This is a genomic window from Streptomyces sp. NPDC047000, assembly GCF_040644295.1.
Taxonomy (GTDB): Bacteria; Actinomycetota; Actinomycetes; order Streptomycetales; family Streptomycetaceae; genus Streptomyces.
Genome location: NZ_JBEYWE010000023.1, coordinates 68,591 through 87,678 on the forward strand (window position 1 = coordinate 68,591; position 19,088 = coordinate 87,678).

Genomic DNA, 19,088 nt, shown 5'->3' on the forward strand with positions numbered 1-19,088 from the left:
CCGGCGGATCGGGCCGGTGGAATCCGGCCGCCCCACCGGTTCGGGTGAGCGGGTGGGGCGTGCGGCGGGTCCCCCGCTGGGAGTGGGGGCCTGCCCGACACGCTCGGGTGGGTGCCGGCCGCTCGCAGCCCCGGTCCGATCCGCCGGCCAGGCGCTACGTGCCGTAGCGCGCCCGCAGGGCGTCACGGGCGGCGGCGAGGGCCGACGCCTCGTCCGCGCCGAGCCGGCCGGCCCGCTCGGCGAAGGCCTGGGCGGCCGCCGCGAGCTCCCGTTCCGCGCCGGTGCCGGCGGCGGCCACGAACGTGCCGTTGCGCCCGCGGGTCTCGATCACCCCGTCCGTCTCCAGGGCGCGGTAGGCCTTGGCGACGGTGTTCGCGGCCAGGCCCAGCGCCTCGGCGAGGCCCCGCACCGTGGGCAGCCGGTAGCCCACCGGCAGCGCCCCGGACCGCGCCTGCGCGGAGATCTGGGCGCGCACCTGCTCGAAGGGCGGGGCGGTGTCGTCGATGCGGATCTTCAGGCTCACGGAACGCATTGTCGCGCACCCGCCCGGCGCCCGCCGGAAAATGGGGAGGCGTCCGCCGTCCGTCCCCCGTAACGTGCGCCCCGATGACGGTGATCCCGCCCGCCCCGGCTCCGGTCCGGGCCGGGTCGGGGTCTGCGCGACGGAGGTGCGGTATGCCGACGGAATCGGCTCGACCGGGACGGCTGCTGGACGTCGTCCTGGTGAAGGGCGGCCGTACGAAGATCCGGTACGAGGCGGAACTGCTCGCCGACGACGGCGACCGCGTCACGGTGCGCGCGCCCTGGGCGGGCGACGTGGCCCGTGATTTCGGGTTCGTGCGCTTCGAGGCGGGTGACGTCTTCACGGAGCACTACTGGCGCGGCCGGTGGTACTCCGTGAAGGAGGTCAGGGACGCGTCGGGGGTGTGCAAGGGCTGGTACTGCGACATCACCCGGCCCGCCGTACTGACCGGCGCGCGGTTGGTCGTCGAGGACCTCGACCTGGACCTGTGGCGCTCGGCGGACGGCACGGACGTACGGCGCCTCGACGAGGACGAGTTCGCGGCGAGCGGCCTCACCGAGCGGGACCCTCAGGCCGCGGCAACCGCCGTGGCCGCGCTGGACGAGCTGGAACGGCTCGCCCTGCACGGTGGTTTCGACGCTCTTCTCGGCGGCTGACCGGTCCGGCCCGCCGGTTTCACACCACCGCCACCACGGCGTACCGCTCGTCCGTCACCTCACGCCCCCACAGCAGCGGGTCGTCGGACAGCCGCTCCACGCGCAGCTCTCCGGCGAGCGGCTCCAGGAGGCCGGTGAGCAGGTCGGCGGGTATGCCGACGGGGCCGGCCGTCCCCCACACCCCCTCGATCAGTACCAGCCGTCCGCCGGGGCGCAGCAGGGCGCGCCACTGCCGCAGCACCCGGGCGGGCGCGGGAAGGGTCCACAGCACATGGCGGACGAGGACCACGTCGTAGCGCTGCTCCCCCACCGGGGGCGCCGCCGCGTCGCCGACGAGGAACGCCGCGTCGCGCCCGGCCAGTTTGGTGCGGGCCCGCTCCACCATGGCCGGGGAGCGGTCCACGCCCGTGACCCGGTGGCCCTGTTCGGCGGCGAGGAGGGAGAGACTGCCGGTGCCGCAGCCGAGGTCGAGCACATCGGCGGGGCGCGCGGGCAGCCAGCCGCGCAGTCTCCGTGCCCAGGCGGCGCGCACCTCGGGGTCGCGCAGCCCGTGGTCCGGCTCGTCGTCGAAACCGGCCGCCTCGGCGTCCCAGTCGACCTCCGCCGCTCCTGTTCCGGTGGCCGCCGGGGGAACCGTTTCGTCATGATTCATGCTCATAACTCCCAAAGGTGACACCTGCCACTGACACTCGAATCGTGACAGCCGCCACTGACAGACCGGCTCCGATGAGGAACTCTCGCCCCAAGGGTCTGCCGCCGCGGGACCGCGGAACCCGGTGGACGCTCGAAGGAGGCAGCCATGCGCCGCATCACCGTGCAGAAGCCCCTGAAGAAGACCGAGCGCCGCACCGGCGACGAGCCCGAGGACCGTCCGGCGGGGCGTCCCGAGGTGCGCAAGGACATCGCGCGCACCTGGTGGCCCGACGGCTGACCGGTCCGGCCCACCGCGGCCGGACCCGCTGTCTGATGCCAGACTCAGCACTCCCTTAACGCGACCATAAGGATGTCCTCCCGGCGCTTCCGGCAGGCGATTTCACGGGCTCCCCGGGCTAGGTTCGGATCACCCCCCACGGGATCCGCCGCAGGGATCCACCGCGGGCGGGACCCCGTCCCCACGGGGTCCCGCCCGCGGGCCTCCCCCCGTGACCCGCCCCGCCCAGGACCGTTCCGAGGAGCTCCGGCATGCCTGCTCGCCGTCTCAAGACCGCCGCCGTGATCACCGCGGCCGGCGTCGCCCCGCTCGTTCTGACCGCGCTCGCCGCCGTGCCCGCGGCCGCGCACGGCACGATGGGCGACCCCGTCAGCCGGGTGGCCCAGTGCTACGCGGAGGGCCCGGAGAACCCGAGGTCCGCGGCCTGCAAGGCGGTCGTCGCGGCGGGCGGCACCCAGGCGCTCTACGACTGGAACGGCATCCGCATCGGCGACGCGAACGGGCAGCACCAGGCGCTGATCCCGGACGGCAGGCTGTGCAGCGCGAACAACGACGAGTTCAAGGGCCTCGACCTGGCCCGCACGGACTGGCCCGCGACCGCGGTGAACAGCGGCTCCTACACCTTCCGGTACCGGGTGACGGCCCCGCACAAGGGCACCTTCACCGTGTACCTCACCAAGTCCGGATACGACCCGTCGAAGCCGCTCGCCTGGGCCGACCTGGATCTCGCCCACCCGGTCGCGACGGCCACCGACCCGGTCGCCGCGGGCGGCTTCTACACCTTCTCCGGCACACTGCCGGAGCGCTCCGGCAAGCAGCTGCTCTACGCGATCTGGCAGCGGTCGGACAGCCCGGAGGCCTTCTACTCCTGCTCGGACGTCACCTTCGGCGGCGCCTCCGCCGTCAGCGGCGGCAGCGTCGGCAGCAGCGCTTCGCCGAGCGGGAGCGGCGGCGCGAGCGGCACGAAGAACGGCGGTGCGACGCCGGCGCCGGCCGCCTCCTCGCCCTCCGACGAGCAGATCGCCGACGGCGCGGACAGGTCGACCGTCGAGCACCACGGCCACGGCGACGACGACGCCTCCACCACCGCGGACCCGACCACCTCCGTGGCGGTGGCACCGGCGGACCCCACGTCCGTCAACCGTCCGGAGGCGGACGGCGCCGTCGTCGGCCTCGCCGAGACCGGCGGCGGCGCCGGCACCCCGTACTACGCGATCGGGGGTGCGGCCACCCTGGCTCTGGGTTCCGCCGCCCTGTTCGCCTCGGTACGGCGGCGGGGCGCCGTGGGCGGCGGGCGGCGCGGCCGCTGACACGGGGGGCGCCGGGGCCTGAGCGGCGGCTCAGGCCGGTCAGGCCCCGGCGGCCGGTCGGCGGATCGTTTCACCGCCACCGCCTGTGCCTCAGCCGAGCGCCGACGCGCAGGTGGTGGCGGTGGCGTGCGCCGGATCGAGGGCGTTGGCCACCTCGTGGTAGGCGACGCGGTCGAGCAGGCCGATCGTCACATGCTCGGAGAGGTCGAGCGGGCAGAGGTCCTGGAGCAGGACGTTGGTGACGTCCGGACCGCTCAGGTACTGGGTGCGCCAGGGGGTGACCACCTCGTCGTACTTGGTGGCGATGACCGTGTAGTGCACTCCGGGGACGGTGTCGCCGCCCGCGTTGAGCTTGGTGAGGAAGGCGGAGCCGGTGATCTGGTCGGCGAGGCCGGGGGTGGTGGCCTTGATCAGGTCCGCGGCGCCGGGGAAGTACGGCAGCAGGTTGGTGAGTCCGTCGAGGTCGGTGCCGTGGTTGTCGGGGGCGATGCCGACGAGGGCGTTCACCTTGGCGGCGCCGCCGAGGAACCTGAGGTAGTAGCGGGGCATCATGCCGCCCTGCGAGTGACCGACGATGTCGGCCTTGGCGGCGCCGGTCGCGGCGAGCACCTGGTCGACGAACGTCTGGAGCTGCCCGGCCGACTTGTCGATGGGGCCGAGGCCGTAGAAGACCGGGACTCCCGTCAACTGGCCGTAGTCCAGGGAGAAGACGCAGTAGCCGCGGTCCTCCAGATAGGGCGCGAGCGCCAGCCAGTTGTCGACGGAGTTCCCGAGGGTGCCGTGGACGAGGACGACGGGCCGGGGGTGGGCGGCGGACGGCTTGCAGGACCAGTCGTTCCAGCCTCCCCCGCCGGAAGCGGTGGAAGCGGTGGAGGCGGAGGCGGAGGCCGCGGGGACGGTCGCGGCCGCCGCGGTCAGCAGAAGTGCGGCCAGGGGTCTGACCAGGCGCTTCCAGGGCAGCATCGGGTGATCTCCTTGCGGCTCGAGGGGGTGCGACGGCAGGACTCCCTGTGATCCGGATCACGAGGATGCTGTTCTTCCCGCTAAGTTACGGGCGAGTAGTTCAAGTGTGAAGTTACGGGTCGGCAAAAAATTCCGGCGGTAACACCCGCTGAGCTGGGCCGAGTCACCCGAATGACTACCGGAACATGACAAGCACGGCGCTCATGCCGTCGGCGTCCCCGGCGGCCGGCACGCGGCCGGGCACGCGAAAAAGCCGGTGCCCGGCCTCCGGAGAGGTCGGGCACCGGCTTGCGGGCTGGATGTCAGCCGTACCGCCTGGGTCAGGCTGCCTGCGTCAGCTGCCGTTGCCGTAGTAGGCGATCCGCATGATCTCCTGCATGTCCTCCAGCATCGGCATCCGCGGGTTGGCGGGCGCGCACTGGTCGGCGTAGGCGTTCATCGCCTGCTGCGGCATGGCCTCCAGGAAGGCCTTCTCGTCGACGCCCTCCGCCTTGAAGGAGGCCGGGATACCGCAGCGGTCGCGCAGTTCCTCGATGGCCCGGGCGTAGGACTCCACGCCCTCCTCCGGGGTGGCGGCCGGCAGGCCCAGCATCTTCGCCAGCTCCTGGTAGCGCTCGGGCGCCCGGTAGGTCTCCGCCTTCGGCCACGGGGTGGCCTTGTGGGTGACCTTGCCGTTGTGACGGATCACGTGCGGCAGGAGCAGCGCGTTGGTGCGGCCGTGGGCGACGTGGAAGGTGTTGCCCAGGGTGTGCGCCATCGCGTGGACCATGCCGAGGAAGGAGTTCGCGAAGGCCATACCCGCGATGGTGGACGCGTTGTGCATCCGCTCACGGGCCTTGGGGGCCTTGGCGCCCAGCTTCACGCAGTCTTCCAGGTTCTCGAAGATCAGCTTGATCGCCTGGAGGCACTGGCCGTCGGTGAAGTCGCTCGCGTAGACCGACACGTACGCCTCGGTGGCGTGGGTCAGGGCGTCGAAGCCGGAGTCGGCGGTCACGACCGGCGGGAGGTTCATCGACAGGGTCGGGTCGATGATCGCCACGTGCGGGGTGAGCGCGTAGTCCGCCAGCGGGTACTTCTGGGCGGCCGCGGGGTCGGAGATGACCGCGAAGGGGGTGACCTCCGAGCCGGTGCCCGAGGTGGTCGGGATGGCGACGAGCTGCGCCTTCTCACCCAGCTGCGGGAACTTGTAGGCGCGCTTGCGGATGTCGAAGAACTTCTCCTTCGTGTCCGCGAACGCGATCTCCGGCTTCTCGTACATCAGCCACATGACCTTCGCCGCGTCCATCGGCGAGCCGCCGCCGAGAGCGACGATGGTGTCGGGCTTGAACTCCCGCATCGCTTCCGCGCCGCGCAGGACGGTGGTGAGCTCCGGGTTGGGCTCGACGTCGGTGATGTACTGCAGGATGACCGGTTCCGAACGCGAGTTCAGGATCTCGGTGACCTTGCGGACGAACCCGATCTGCTCCATCGTGCGGTCGGTGACGATGGTGACGCGGTGCACGTCGGGCATGGCCTTCAGGTAACGCAGGGAACCCTTCTCGAAGTAGATCTTCGGCGGGACCTTGTACCACTGCATGTTGTTGTTGCGCCGTCCGATCCGCTTGATGTTAAGGAGGTTGACCGCCGTAACGTTGTTGGAGACCGAGTTGTGACCGTAGGAGCCGCAGCCCAGGGTCAGCGAAGGCAGGAAGGCGTTGTAGACGTCACCGATGCCGCCGAGGCTCGAGGGGGCGTTGACGATCACGCGGATCGCCTTGACGCGCTTGCCGAACTCCTCGGCCAGCTCCTCGCTCTCGGTGTGGATCGCGGCGGAGTGGCCCAGACCGTCGAACTCGACCATCTGGGTGGCCAGCAGCAGGCCCTGCTCGGTGTCGGCGGCCTTGAGGCAGGCCAGTACCGGGGACAGCTTCTCCCGGGTCAGCGGCTCGTTGGGGCCGACCTCGGAGCACTCGGCGACCAGGATCGCGGTGTCGGCGGGCACGGTGAACCCGGCCTGCTCGGCGATCCACGCCGGGGACTTGCCGACGACCGTGGCGTTCAGCTTGGCCTCGCCGCAGTTCTTGCTGTTCGCGGTGACGCCGAAGATGAAGTCTTCGAGCTTCTTCTTCTGGGCGGCGGTGACCACGTAGGCGCCGAGGCGCTTCATCTCGGCGAGGCCGGCCGAGTAGACCGACTTGTCGAGGATGATCGCCTGCTCGGAGGCGCAGATCATGCCCTGGTCGAAAGCCTTGGACAGGACGATGTCGTGGATGGCGCGGCGCAGGTCCGCGTCGGCGGCGACATAGGCGGGGACGTTGCCCGCGCCGACACCGAGAGCGGGCTTGCCGCAGGAGTACGCGGCACGCACCATCGCGTTGCCACCGGTGGCGAGGATCGTGGAGACACCGTCGTGCTTCATGAGCGCCTGGGTGGCATCCATCGAGGGCTCTTCGATCCACTGCACACAGCCCTCGGGCGCACCGGCGGCGATCGCCGCGTCCCGCACGATGCGGGCGGTCTCGGCCGAGCACTTCTGGGCGCTGGGGTGGAAGGCGAAGATGATCGGGTTGCGGGTCTTCAGGGCGATGAGCGCCTTGAAGATCGTGGTGGAAGTGGGGTTGGTGACCGGAGTCATCGCACAGACCACACCGACCGGCTCGGCTATTTCAGTGATACCGGTCAATTCGTCACGGTTGATCACGCCCACGGTGCGCAGGTTGCGCATCGAGTGGGTGACGTGCTCGCAGGCGAAGATGTTCTTGACGGCCTTGTCTTCGAACAGCCCTCGGCCGGTCTCTTCGACCGCCAGCCGGGCCAGCTCTCCGTGCGCGCTGAGCGCCGCAAGGGACGCCTTCTTGACGATGTGGTCGACCTGCTCCTGGTCGTACGACTCGAACTGCAGGAGCGCCTTCTTGGCGTTCTCCACCAGTTCGTTCACCTGGTCCACGACCTGCATGGCCAGCCTCCTTCGTCGCGGGCTTCGCTGACACCATCTATTCGACCCCATGACCGATCGATCATCGATCCGAGAACGGCCTATCTTGAGGGAAGAAGGTCCCGGAGCTCCGCGCAGAAGGTCCCAGCCCCTCTACCGGGGGCGGGACTGCAAAATGTGCAGGTCAGCCGATCTTCGTCGGCAGGCCGGAAACCCGAGGAAGCCCGCGCCTGCCAGGCACGGGCGGGTGACGAACCGGACATGTCATGCCCGTGGCTCGTCGCGCCGGTCGTCTCTGGCCTTCGCGTCGTCATACATTCGCACCGCGTCGGCGTCGACGCAACGGCGAATGCCCGTGATCCGAACTTTCTTTTTCGCGGAGCCGCCGGAGACGGCCCGGCGGGGTGCCCACCACGCGGGTGGGACTCCCCGGCCGGGACGTACGGGCCCTTGCCGCCACCCAACGGAAGGCCCCCGCACGCCGGTTGCGCGTGCGGGGGCCGGTGGGACGGTGGGCGTCAGCCGACGCTCACGCCGTAGTAGCTCAGTGCCTCGGTGACCGGCTGGAAGAAGGTCGTACCGCCGGAGGTGCAGTCGCCGCTGCCGCCGGAGGTCAGACCGTAGGCCACCGTGCCCGCGTAGAGCGGGCCGCCGCTGTCGCCGCCCTCGGCGCAGACCGTGGTCTGGATCATGCCGTAGACGATGTCACCGCTGCCGTAGTTGACGGTGGCGTTGAGCGCGGTGACCCGGCCGCTGTGGGTGCCGGTGGTGGAACCGCGGCGGTAGACCGTGGTGCCCACGCTCGGGGTGGCCGCGCTGGTGATCGACTGGCTGCCGACCGCGCTGGGGTGGGCGATGGACGAGTTGGTGTACCGCACCAGCGCGAAGTCGTTCGTCGGGAAGCTGTAGCTGACGTTCGTGCCCAGCACCGTGGTGTGGCCCGAGTCGCTGTACCAGGTGGAGGCGACCTGTCCGCAGTGGCCGGCGGTCAGGAAGTAGTACGTGCTCCCGCTGTGCACGTTGAAGCCGAGCGAGCAGCGGTAGGCGCCGCCGTAGATGGCGTCACCGCCGGTGATCAGCTTCCGGAAGGTACCGGGGGTGTGCGCGATGGTCAGCGCGCCGGACTCGGCGCCGGCCTGCTGCTTGATCTTCGCGATCTGCGCGTCGGAGACCGTGCTGTCCACGGTGACGACGACGCGGTTGGTCTTGCTGTCGACCGCCCAGGCCGTGCCGGGGACGTCCGCCTGGAGGACGGAGGCGTTGGCCTTGGTGAGCTGGGCGGAGGTGAACGCCTGGGTGTCGCTCGCGTTCGCGGTGGGGGCGGCGAACGCTGCCGCGGCGACGAATCCGGAGACCAGGGCGACGAGCCCGGTCCGTCTGGCGACGCCGCCGCGGGGGGTGGTGCGCTTGATCCTCACTTTTCGTTCCCTCCCAAGGGAATTCGGGGGCCCGCGTGGGGTCGGGGCCCGTGAGGCGCAGCCAGCGGCATGATTGTCCGGGTTCCGGACAAGCCGTGCCCCTGACAAGCGCTGAGGGGGAGTATTCGGCTGCACGACCGGGGTCCGCAAGGGTGCCTTTCGGCCGCACAGGGTTCAAACGGCGTGAACACTACGCGCGTTGACCGCTCCTTCGGCCGCACCGCGCCCGGGTACGGCCGGTTGGGCGAACACTGCCACCCGACCGCTGACCACGGAGAACGCCGCGCCGTTCGCCAGCCGAGCGGCGAACGGCAGGACTTCACGCTCCGTCAGCGGTGTCTCGGACCGAACGCTCGGTCAGGAGTTTCGTCAGCGATCGTGTCAGCGGTTCCGTCAGCAGTCGCAGCAGGAGAGGCATTCACAGCAGTTGCAGCAGTTGCAGATCTCGCAGCACGAACAGTCGCAGTCACCGCAGTCGCAGTCACCGCACCAGCCCTCCCGCTTCTTGCGCGACCAGGGGCCCTCGAACTCGTCCGCGCAGCACACCCTGCAGGTGCAGCACAGCCCGAGCGCCGCCGCGCACCCGGCCCAGAAACCCCGCTTGTCCGGGCGGGGCGGCTCACCGCCGAAGGGGTTGCCGCCCGGATCGCCGTACGGGTTGCCCGGCATCGGGGACTGCGGGCCCTGGGGCGCGTACGGCCCCTGCGGCGGGCCGAAGGCGGCCTGCCCGGCGTCCACGGTGTGTCCGCAGGACTCGGTGCCGAACGCACGGTCGACGGAGCGGCGCAGTTCGTGGGCGAGCAGCAGATGGGCGAGGCGACCGTCGGAGAACTCGGTCTCGCGCAGCGCGAGCCGTATGCCGCGCAGCGCGTCGTCGGCGAGCCGACGGGCCTCGGTGCGGGAGGTGCCGGTGGCGGTGAGCGGGTTCCAGGCACCGGCAGCGGCGTCGGCGGCCTGGTCCTCGACGGCGTCCAGGAGATGGGCGAGGCGCCCGAACAGCCGCCCCGCCTCGGCGAGGGGCGCGGCGTTGGCGGGGCGGCCGGCCAGGTGGGCGGTGTGGGCGAAGGCGGCGGCGGTGGCGGTCTCGGTCGGTTCGGTGACCGTGAGGACCGGGGTGCCGGGTCCGGCGAGCGTCTCGATGCCGGGCTGCCGGTCGACGGCGTCCACCAGGACGGCGGTGTCGAAGCCGACGCCGGCGCCGGTACGGGCGCCCGCACCGCCCCAGTTCGCGGCGACCCGGCGGGCGGCGGCCGCCATCGGACGGCGCGCGAGCAGTCCGTCGCCGTCGGCGATGTGGTCCCGCAGTTTGGCGGAGGCGAGCACCAGGGAGACGGCGGCCGCGAGCCGGGCGCCCTCGCCCTGGGCGACGGAGGCGGTGCGCATCCCGCGCAGCGGGCAGGGCCCCGCCGTACGCCGCCCGCCGCTCCCCTTGCGGCCCGCGGTCACGGTGACCCCCGCGCCGCGTCCTGCCTGAGCCTCCGTCAGGACGGATATGAGTAGTCCGTCATAGTTTGTCACGATACGTGCGAATTGTCCGTGATCTCCGCGCAGTGCGAGGCACAGTCCGCACAGGTGCGCCATCCACTCGGCCTTGAGGCCCTCCCCGAGCCGGTGGACGCAGGGCCTGACGATTCCGAACACGACGTTCCCCCCGTGCTGTGTACAACGTTGAGCGGCGGGAATCGTACCCATGAATACACCTGTCCCACCGGGTGGGGCGTTCACCCGGACGCGACACTCGTCACCCATACGCCTGGAAGAATCATATTTCACTCACAGTCAGCAGCCCTGTACAGCAAGTCCCTTGGGAGACGCGGACTCTCGACGGATCGGCTGTGCACCAGTACCGTCACAAACCCCCCGCGCGCCGTCTATTCACATGGCACGCCGTCCGCATCATGGAGACCATAGAGATGCGGAAAGCACGAAAGACCGCTGTGAGAGGAGGCGTCCATGGGATCGGTACGCAAGGCGAGTGCTTGGCTCGGCCTCGTTGACGACAACGACGACGAGCGTTACTACGACGACGACTACTCCGAAGAGGCCGAAGCCGGAGACGCCTGGGTCACCGACCCCCGCGTCAAGGTGGCCTCGGACACGGCCGAGGAGACGGGCCACCGGATCGGCACGGTCACTCCGGACAGCTTCCGGGACGCGCGGGCCATCGGCGAGCTCTTCCGGGACGGCATCCCGGTCATCGTCAACCTCACGGCCATGGACGGTGCCGACGCCAAGCGCGTCGTCGACTTCGCGGCCGGACTGACCTTCGGGCTGCGCGGCACGATCGAGCGGGTCGCGACCCGTGTCTTCCTGCTGACGCCCGCGAACACCGAGATCATCAGCGCCGACCCGTCCTCGCGCCGCGCGGACGGCTTCTTCAACCAGAGCTGAGGCCGGCCCACCGCCCCGCGGGGAATCCTGTGATCGCTCATGCGGAGACGCGTGACCTCTCGGGCTCCCGGGGCGAGGGCACTCCGGACGCACCGCCGTCCCCGCCCCCGGCGTCCTCGCGGCTCCCGGAGTCTTCGAGGCCGGCAGAGCCTTCGGGGGTCTCCGGGCCCTCGGGGATCCCGGGCGTCTCGCACTGCATCACCCGGGGCAGCCGCAGCGCCATCGCCGCCCCCGCCAGCAGCAGCCCCGCGCTCACCAGCAGCGTGACATGCAGTCCGTGGACGAAGGAGTCCCGGGCGGCGCGGCGCAGCGCGGCTCCCGGGGCGCCGCCGAGCCGGCCCGCGATGTCGTACGCCTCGCCCAGCGAACGCCCCGCGCCCCTGGCCGCGGCGGACGGGACTCCGGGCACGGCCGCGAGGCCGGGTGCGTACGCCGCGTTCATCACGCTGCCCAGCAGGGCGATGCCGATCCCGGCGCCGAGCTGGTAGGAGGTCTCGCCGACCGCCGCGGCCCCGCCCGCCTGGGCGGGGGGTGCCTCGCTGAGCATCGACTCGTACGCGCCGAACAGCGTCGTCTCCAGACCGAAGCCCAGCAGCACGAACCCGGACAGCAGCAGCCCGGGGTTGTCGGCGCCGCCCATCGCGGTCAGGGTCACCACGGCCGCCGCGGTGAGGACGAAGCCGAGGCCGACCATGCGGCGGGGACCGAGGCGGCGCAGCAGCCGGGCCCCGGTGAGACCCGCCGCCATCGCCGCGACGGTGAGCGGCAGCATCCTGAGGCCCGTCCGGAGCGGGGACAGCCCGAGGACGAGCTGGAGGTACTGCGCGGCGATCAGCTCGAGGCCGACCAGCGCGAGCATGGCGAGCACGATGCAGCCGACGGAGGTGCTGAAGGCGGGGCGCGCGAACATCCGCAGGTCCACCAGCGGGTACGGCCGGCCGCGCTGGCGCCGTACGAACAGGACGAGCAGCGCGCCGCCCAGCAGCAGCGGGGCGAGGGTGAACACGCCGGTCGCGCCTTCGCCGCCGCCGAGCCGCTTCACGCCGAGGATCACGCCGAACAGGCCGGCGGCCGCCGTCAGTGCGCCGGTGACGTCCCAGGGGCCGTCGTGCCCGCCCCGCGACTCGGGCAGCAGCAGCCGTCCGGCCGGCACGATCACCAGCATCAGGGGGATGTTCACCAGGAACACCGAGCCCCACCAGAAGTGCTCCAGGAGGAAGCCGCCGAGCAGCGGTCCGACAGCCGCGCCCACCGCGGCGACGGCGCTCCACACACCGATCGCCACCGCCCGCTCGCGCCGGTCGGGGAAGACCTGGCGGAGGATCGACAGCGTCGCGGGCATGATCATCGCGCCGCCGACACCGAGCAGCGCCCGGGCACCGATGAGTACCTGGGCGTCCTGGGCGAGGGCGGCCACGGCGGAGGCGACGCCGAACAGGCCGTAGCCGAGGAGCAGGATCCTCCGGCGGCCCACCCGGTCGCCCAGCGTGCCGAAGAGGATCAGCAGCGAGGCGCAGACCAGGGGGTAGGCGTCGACGATCCAGAGCAGTTCGATCGGGCCGGGCCTGAGGTCCTCGGTGACGGCGGGCACCGCGACGTGCAGCACGGTCGCGTCGAGGGCGACCAGCAGCAGGCTGACGCACAGCACGACGAGGACGACCCAGCGGCCCGCACCGGCCCCGGCCGGCCGACGGCGCGGCGCAGCCGCGGCCGTGGTCGTCCCGGACATGCGCGTACCTCCAAGCTGGACCTTCGCGTCCGGCGCACACGCGGGGCGGGGACTCCCCGCGGCCCGGCAGGAGGGAGCGGTCGGCTCCGGCCCTCGCGTCGAACAGCGAATGACACGTCAGAGTACGCGAGTTCCCCGCCGTGTCAGGGTGGCGGACGTCTCAACTCCGGCCGGCGGGGGTGTGGCGTACCCCACTCCCACCCCCCTTGACCACGCCGGGGTGACCTGCGCGGTTCCCGGCGGCACCGATAATCGGGCGGTGACCGAACTAGCGACGCGTGAGGCGCCGGCCCGCCGGGGACCGCTGCGCCGGGCCGCGCCTGCTCTCCTCGGGTACGCGGCCGTGCGCGCGCTGGGGCTGCTGGTGCTGGCGGTGTGGAGCGCGGCGCGCGGCAAGAGTGCCCACACGCTGCTGACGGCGCGCTGGGACGCCCTGTGGTACGCCCGGGTCGCGGGCGGGGGCTACGGCTACGAGGTGCGGCTGCCCGACGGCGACGTCCATTCCGACCTGGCGTTCTTCCCGCTGCTGCCGTGGCTGGAGCGGCTGCTGCACACGGTGGCCGGGCTGTCGTACGGCGACGCCGGGCTCGCCGTGGCCCTGTGCGCGTCGCTCGGCGCGGCGGCGGGGATCTTCGCCGTCACGGACCGTCTTCACGGGCCCCGGGCCGGGGTGTGCGCGGTGCTGCTGTGGGCGGTGCTGCCGGTGGGGATCGTGCAGTCGATGGCGTACAGCGAGTCGCTGTTCACGGCGCTGGCCGCCTGGTCGCTGTACGCGGTGCTGACCGGGTGGTGGGTCACCGCGGGGGCGCTGGCGCTGTCCGCCGGGCTGACCCGGCCGGTCGGGCTGGCCGTGGTCGCCGCGGTGTGGACCGGAGGCGTTGCCTCGTTCGTGCGGCGGAGGAGCACGCCGGGACCGCACGGCGCGCATGACGCGTCGCACGCCCCCCGCGGCCCCCTCGCGCCGCCCGCGAGGGGCGCGTCCGTCGCGTCGCGCGCCCTCGGGATGCTCCTCGCACCCCTGGGTGTCGCCGGATACGTGCTGTGGGTCGGCCGGCACACCGGCGACGGTCCGCTCGGCTATGTGGACGTCCAGACGGGCTGGCGCAACGGCTTCGACGGGGGCTGGGCGTTCGCGTGCTTCGTGGCAGGCAGGTTCACGTCACTGCCGGGCGCCCTCGCCGGTGCCGGGCTGATCGCCGGGGCGGCCCTGGTGATCTGGCTGTACGTCGTCTGTGTACGGCAGCGGCAGCCGCTCCCGCTGCTGGTCCACACGGGTGTGGTCATCGCGCTCGCGCTGGGCGCGTCGAGCTACTTCGGCTCGAAGCCGCGGCTCCTGCTGCCGGCCTTCCCGCTGCTGCTGCCGCTCGCCCTGGCCCTGGCGCGGCTGCGTGTGCCCAGGTCGGCGCTGGTGCTGGGGGCCGCGGCGGTGGCGTCGGCGGTGTACGGGGCGTTCTGGCTCACCGGCTCCGGGCCGCCCTGAACCCGCCCCGCGCCGGTGAGCAGCGGGAAAAATCCACACCAGCATTCGGTTAACTGAATTCATACCTGTCATAAATCGGACACCCGGACGGCTCAAAGGAATTACTGACGGGCCGGCACGTGATTGCCGATTCCGGTGAATTGAACGTCTCCTTGAGAGCAATCCCACATCACATCGTCATCACAAAACGGAGATTCGTCAGGGAACTGAGCTCACCCGCTGTAACGTCGATAGAGTGTGTACCGAACGCAACCTCACCCGTCTTGACCGGGTGTTCGCCAGGCTGGACCGTGAGCCGGAACGACCGGTGATCACGGACATGCCGAAGATGAGCCGGCACCGTGTCGTGCTCTTCTCGGCCACGCTGGCGTTCTATCTGGCCATCGTGTGGGCCGTGGTCACCACCTCATGGCTCGTCAGGCTCGACTGGCAGGTCATGTTCTTCCGGCCGTACCAGCAGTGGCCGCAGATCCACGCCTTCCTCGACTACTACGTGGTGCTCGGCCAGCGCGGCCCCACCGCGGTGATGGTCGCGGCCTGGCTGGGCTGGCGCTCCTGGCGGCAGCACACCCTGCGCCCGCTGCTGACCCTGGGCGCCTCGCTGCTCCTGCTGAACATCACGGTCGGCGCCGCCAAGATCGGCATGGGCCGCCTCGGACCGCACTACGCCATCACCATCGGTTCCAACGAGATGGGTATGGGCGGCGATATATTTCCCAGCGGCCACACCGCCAACGCCGTGGTGACCTGGGGGATCCTGGCGTATCTGGCGTCCACTCCGAGAGCCCGCCGCTGGCTGTCCGCGGTGTCCGCGGTGACGTCGCTGGGTGTCGGCCTCACCACCGTCTACCTCGGCACCCACTGGCTGAGCGACGTACTCCTCGGCTGGGCGGCGGGTCTGCTGATCCTGCTGGCACTGCCCTGGTGCGAGCCGCTGATCGCCCGTACCGAGGCCGGTGTCTTCGGCCTGCGCGACCGCTGGCGCCTCGGCCGTCCGCTGCCCGCGCCGGTCCCGGCCAATCCCGTGGTGCCGCACACGCCGCTCGGCTCCTCCCAGGAGGGGGCCCCGGCCCGCGAGCCGGTCGGCTCCGGTACGAGCGCCCGTACGCCCCGGTCGCCCGCCTACCTGGCCCCCGGCCCGCATCTGAACCGTTCGGAGCGCACCCCCGTCACCCCCGCCGGCAGCCGGCGTCCGCCGCACGCCGACCGGACGCACCCGGAGCGGGTGCCGCGCGGCGGCACCGCCTCCGCGGCCCGGCCGCTGACCGGCGGCTGACCCCCGTCAGGCGCACCACAGCCCCGCACGCGAGGCCCCGGTCCCGGGGAACAGGACCGGGGCCTTCGCCGTGCCCGCGGGCGTGCGGAGGGGCGAGGAGCGGCTCAGCCCTTCCAGGCGCGCCGCACCCGGCCGCCCTCCACCTCGAAGTTCAGCCGGCCCACCCGGTACTCCATGGTGATGATCGCGCCGGGCGGCAGCGACCGCACCGGCGACCAGCCGCGCTCCCGCGCGAGCCGCTCGGCCTCGGCGGCGTCGAGACCGGCGTACGCGGCCGGGTCGTCCTGGGGTTCCGGGGGTGGAGCGGGAATGGATGCCATGCCGCAACGTTAGAACCACTCCTGCGGGCGTGTCACACTTCTGTCACAAGATCAGCACACTCGAATGGCGCCGACTTCGTCAGTGGACGAGGGGTTCGATACCCGGGGGTACGGGCATTCGAGCGAAATTCCTGCGTGTCGGCCGGGTGCTCCGGGATAAGACCGCGGAAAGCGCCTCCGAGTACCGGACGGCGGCGTCCCGGAACCCCATTCCCGGCCGATTCCCGGGCGGCGCGCAGGGGCTGACCCCTCATGAGAAATTCACGGCTCGAACACAGGACCGCCGCGCCGGCCGCCGCCTGCTTCGGGGCCCCCGCGGGCGTCCGCAGCCGTTTCCCGGCGCCGGTCCGCCGCCCGGGAAGCCGTGTCCCACCAGGTGACGACCGGCACCCGGTCGCCGGGGTCCCGCGGACGGGCCGCAGCCCTGTCCGGCACATGAGCCGACCCCGCCCGGTCGGCGACCGGGCGGGGGCCCGTGTCCCGGGCAGGGGGGAGCAGCTCAGATCTCGAGCTTCTGCCCGGGCACGATCAGGTCGGGATCACCGCCGACGACGGCCTTGTTGGCGGCGTAGAGCCGCTGCCAGGTGGTCCCGTACCGTTCCGCGACGGCGCTCAGGGTGTCGCCCTCGCGGACCGTGTACGCGCCGGTGGCGGAGGCACCGCCCGCGGTGCGGTTCGTGGTGCCGGTCGTGTTCTTCGACGGCTCCGTCCGGCGGGCCGCCGGGGCGTGGGTCTTCGCGCTCTCACGGGTGGCTCCGGTCCCCGCCGAGCCCGACGTGCCCGACGGCTTCGTCGCCGCCGAGGCGTTCTCGGGGGCCCCGCCGGCCGCTCCGGCGCGGGCCGAGCAGACCGGCCACGCGCCCCAGCCCTGGGCGCCCTGGACCTTGGTGGCCACGGCGATCTGCTGCTGCCTGGTGGCCTGGTCGGCCCGCGGGGCGTAGGCGGTGCCGCCGTACGCGCGCCAGGTGGAGGCGGAGAACTGGAGCCCGCCGTAGTAGCCGTTGCCGGTGTTGATGTGCCAGTTGCCGCCGCTCTCGCACTGGGCGATGCGGTCCCAGATCCCGCTGTCCGCCGCCGCGGCGTCGCCGCCGGCGGCCAGCAGTCCGAGCGGAGCGAGCAGGGCCGCTCCGGTGAGGACCGCCGTGGTGCGCGCCTTGCGCGCGGTGCTGCGGGTGGTATCGGCACACTCGGACATGTAGTTCCCTCTCCACGGACCCGGGTTCCCCCAAGGCCGGGCGCGTTCCCGCCGCGTACGGACGCGGTGCGACGCGTTCGGCCCCGTCCGCCGGTTCCGCGCCGTGAGTCGTACCTGGCGCGGTCGGCGGACGTACCCGAGCGGTGCTCTGTGCACTCGGCGGAGGAATGTAGGGAGCCGGGCGGTCCGATTTCAACCAACTCCTTGTCATTCCAGGCCAGTCGGCAGTTACCGCAGGTAACGGCTTTTTCCGGCCACCCACTTCATTCGCTCATTTCGTACTTTGTCGACCATCGGCCGGTCGCCGCTGTGATCTGTTTCACCGACCCGAGGTCCCTGTGTACGGGCTGAGTTGACGTGGAGTGAGGCATTCCGCGGTGCCCGTCACCCTCCGCGCCGGATGCTGCGATTCCGTTCGGATGAATGCGTGACTCCCGCCACAGGTCGCCCGTTGACATCTTCATGAGCCCGGAACCCTCCGGGGCTCACGGACCGGGAGCCCCCGGATCCCCCACGCACGCATCCCGAGGGAGCCACCGTGCCGCGCATGCTCGACGTCAGCGACGCCGTCCGCGCCGAGATCGGCGACGAAGAAGCCGACCGGCTGCTCGCCGGAGAGAACGCCCCGGGCAGATACGACTGCACGTCCTGCCGCACCCCGGGGGACTCCGACCTGGAGCACACCAGCACCGTCCTGTTCATCGGGGACGAGACCGCCGTCCTCGCCTTCGCCCACGCCGGCTGCCTGCCCTCGCAGGTCGTCCAGGTCACCGAGGAGCAGTTGCAGGGGGCGGTCCGGTCCATCGGCGGCGGCATCATCCCGGGCGCGGCGGCGCAGCAGGCCGTGCCCGAGCCGGCGGTGCTCGGGGTGACCAGCGGGCTCGTCCTGATCGCCGGGGAGCTGCACCCCGCCCTCGTCGTGGAGCCGACCGCGCCGATCGTGCGCCCCGGTTCCACCGCCGCCGGGGACGACTTCCTGCCGCTGCTGATCGAGCAGGGGTTCATGCCGCTGCCCCAGCTCGCCGAGGTCCCGCCGGTGCTGCACGGCTGGTCGGTGCTGCTCGCCGTGGGCCGGCTGCACGCGGTGCTGCAACCGGGCGCGGAGGGCGGCGCCCCGGTGGCCTGGTGGCAGGCGCACCAGCCGTTGCAGGTCACCGAGGGCTGGCGGGCCGCCGCCAACAAGCACCAGCAGGTGCTGCTGTTCGCGGCGCCGGTCGGCTCGATCGGCCGGCAGCCCCGCGAGGACCTGATGCGGGACGCGCTGGACCGGGCGGCCGCGACCGGGAAGCTGGTCGGGGCCGCGCTGCCCCTCGCCGGGACGTGAGCGGCACCCGGACGGGCCGAGGGCCCCCGCTCCGCAACGGGCCGCCCACCGGGCCGCATCCCCTGGGCCCCGGGGTCGTTTGGACATACGTGCACCTCTACGACGTCCCCCGCCGCCAGTCCTTCCAGCCGGTCCGGTCCGTACGCCCCGGCCGGGAGACCCCGGGCGGCCCATCGGCCACGCCGATCTACGACGCGCTCTACGCCGAGTACGTCAGGTCCTACCGCACCCTGCCGGGCGACCGCAGCGGCGAGGAGGACCTGGGCTTCGTCGCCTTCGGGCTCACCGCGTCCGGGGGCGCCGGGCGGAGCGCCGGGCAGAGTCCGGTGTCGTTCGGCCCGGGTTCGTACCGCGCCTACAGCGCCGGGGCCTCGCTCGCCCGGCACGCCGGCGCCGGACGGTCCGCGCCGCCGCAGGTGCCGCCCCCGGCACCGTCCCCGGCGCAGGCTCCGCCCCCGGCTCCGTCCCAGCCGCAGTGGCAGCGGATCGGCACGCTGCCGCCGCAGCACGGCACCGGGACGTACCACGTCCCCGCCGCACTGCCGCCGGCCCGCCGCGGCGGGCTCTGACCCGGCGCGGGGACCATCGCGGTCACCACGCGGAGGGGCGGCCCCGGCGTTGTCGCCCGGGGCCGCCCCTCCGCGTGTCCGCGTGTCCG

17 protein-coding genes are annotated in these 19,088 nt (G+C 72.2%); 8 read left to right on the forward strand and 9 right to left on the reverse strand.

Translation table 11 applies throughout. From position 1 onward, the window contains the following. Window positions 1-154: 154 nt before the first annotated feature. The gene (locus ABZ862_RS29025; protein WP_360964140.1) at window positions 155-523 is read right to left on the reverse strand and encodes a GntR family transcriptional regulator; all 369 of its coding nucleotides are present in this window, start codon (window positions 521-523) and stop codon (window positions 155-157) included. Between the two features lie 152 nt (window positions 524-675). Between ABZ862_RS29025 and ABZ862_RS29030 the strand changes: the two genes are divergently transcribed. After that, entirely contained in the window at window positions 676-1,179 is a 504-nt protein-coding gene (locus ABZ862_RS29030) for a DUF402 domain-containing protein (protein ID WP_360964143.1), read from the forward strand. Between the two features lie 19 nt (window positions 1,180-1,198). On the opposite strand, the gene ABZ862_RS29035 is transcribed toward ABZ862_RS29030, so the two are convergent. Further along, window positions 1,199-1,831, reverse strand: a complete 633-nt coding sequence (locus tag ABZ862_RS29035; protein WP_360964146.1) for a class I SAM-dependent methyltransferase — start codon at window positions 1,829-1,831, stop codon at window positions 1,199-1,201. Between the two features lie 147 nt (window positions 1,832-1,978). Here ABZ862_RS29035 and ABZ862_RS29040 point away from each other — a divergent pair, with 147 nt between their 5' ends. Both ABZ862_RS29040 and ABZ862_RS29045 read left to right on the forward strand, forming a co-directional pair. Then, window positions 1,979-2,110: a hypothetical protein gene (locus ABZ862_RS29040; protein ID WP_360964149.1), complete on the forward strand. Its 132-nt coding sequence runs from the start codon at window positions 1,979-1,981 to the stop codon at window positions 2,108-2,110. A 251-nt stretch (window positions 2,111-2,361) separates the two neighbouring features. Then, window positions 2,362-3,420, forward strand: a complete 1,059-nt coding sequence (locus ABZ862_RS29045; protein WP_360964152.1) for a lytic polysaccharide monooxygenase — start codon at window positions 2,362-2,364, stop codon at window positions 3,418-3,420. A 90-nt stretch (window positions 3,421-3,510) separates the two neighbouring features. Here ABZ862_RS29045 and ABZ862_RS29050 read toward each other — a convergent pair whose 3' ends face one another. From ABZ862_RS29050 to ABZ862_RS29065, 4 genes are all read right to left on the reverse strand, one after another. Continuing rightward, complete coding sequence (locus tag ABZ862_RS29050; protein WP_360964154.1) at window positions 3,511-4,383, reverse strand: alpha/beta fold hydrolase; 873 nt, start codon at window positions 4,381-4,383, stop codon at window positions 3,511-3,513. 334 nt (window positions 4,384-4,717) lie between these two features. After that, window positions 4,718-7,318, reverse strand: a complete 2,601-nt coding sequence (gene adhE, locus ABZ862_RS29055; protein ID WP_360964157.1) for a bifunctional acetaldehyde-CoA/alcohol dehydrogenase — start codon at window positions 7,316-7,318, stop codon at window positions 4,718-4,720. Window positions 7,319-7,815: 497 nt separating this feature from the next. Next, a complete protein-coding gene (locus ABZ862_RS29060; RefSeq protein ID WP_360964160.1) occupies window positions 7,816-8,715 on the reverse strand; it encodes a S1 family peptidase in 900 nt (299 codons plus the stop codon). 393 nt (window positions 8,716-9,108) lie between these two features. After that, a complete protein-coding gene (locus tag ABZ862_RS29065) occupies window positions 9,109-10,356 on the reverse strand; it encodes a DUF5685 family protein (protein WP_360964163.1) in 1,248 nt (415 codons plus the stop codon). Between the two features lie 312 nt (window positions 10,357-10,668). Here ABZ862_RS29065 and sepF point away from each other — a divergent pair, with 312 nt between their 5' ends. Next, the gene (gene sepF, locus ABZ862_RS29070; protein ID WP_360964166.1) at window positions 10,669-11,106 is read left to right on the forward strand and encodes a cell division protein SepF; all 438 of its coding nucleotides are present in this window, start codon (window positions 10,669-10,671) and stop codon (window positions 11,104-11,106) included. Between the two features lie 37 nt (window positions 11,107-11,143). Here the strand turns inward: sepF and ABZ862_RS29075 are convergent, their stop codons facing one another. After that, window positions 11,144-12,835, reverse strand: coding sequence for an MFS transporter (locus tag ABZ862_RS29075; RefSeq protein WP_360964169.1), 1,692 nt, complete (start codon window positions 12,833-12,835; stop codon window positions 11,144-11,146). 259 nt (window positions 12,836-13,094) lie between these two features. Here ABZ862_RS29075 and ABZ862_RS29080 point away from each other — a divergent pair, with 259 nt between their 5' ends. Continuing rightward, on the forward strand, window positions 13,095-14,315 hold the full coding sequence (locus ABZ862_RS29080) for a hypothetical protein (protein ID WP_360964172.1): 1,221 nt from the start codon (window positions 13,095-13,097) through the stop codon (window positions 14,313-14,315). Between the two features lie 235 nt (window positions 14,316-14,550). After that, complete coding sequence (locus ABZ862_RS29085; protein WP_360964175.1) at window positions 14,551-15,591, forward strand: phosphatase PAP2 family protein; 1,041 nt, start codon at window positions 14,551-14,553, stop codon at window positions 15,589-15,591. A gap of 104 nt (window positions 15,592-15,695) precedes the next feature. Here the strand turns inward: ABZ862_RS29085 and ABZ862_RS29090 are convergent, their stop codons facing one another. Next, complete coding sequence (locus tag ABZ862_RS29090; RefSeq protein WP_360964178.1) at window positions 15,696-15,911, reverse strand: I78 family peptidase inhibitor; 216 nt, start codon at window positions 15,909-15,911, stop codon at window positions 15,696-15,698. A 499-nt stretch (window positions 15,912-16,410) separates the two neighbouring features. Continuing rightward, window positions 16,411-17,106 carry a transglycosylase family protein gene (locus ABZ862_RS29095; RefSeq protein ID WP_360964181.1) on the reverse strand — a complete coding sequence of 232 codons (696 nt, stop codon included), beginning with the start codon at window positions 17,104-17,106 and terminating at the stop codon, window positions 16,411-16,413. A gap of 538 nt (window positions 17,107-17,644) precedes the next feature. Here ABZ862_RS29095 and ABZ862_RS29100 point away from each other — a divergent pair. Together ABZ862_RS29100 and ABZ862_RS29105 are read left to right on the forward strand one after the other, a co-directional pair. Next, window positions 17,645-18,430, forward strand: coding sequence for a hypothetical protein (locus ABZ862_RS29100; RefSeq protein WP_360964184.1), 786 nt, complete (start codon window positions 17,645-17,647; stop codon window positions 18,428-18,430). A gap of 89 nt (window positions 18,431-18,519) precedes the next feature. Next, a complete protein-coding gene (locus ABZ862_RS29105) occupies window positions 18,520-18,999 on the forward strand; it encodes a hypothetical protein (RefSeq protein WP_360964187.1) in 480 nt (159 codons plus the stop codon). Window positions 19,000-19,088 lie beyond the last annotated feature (89 nt).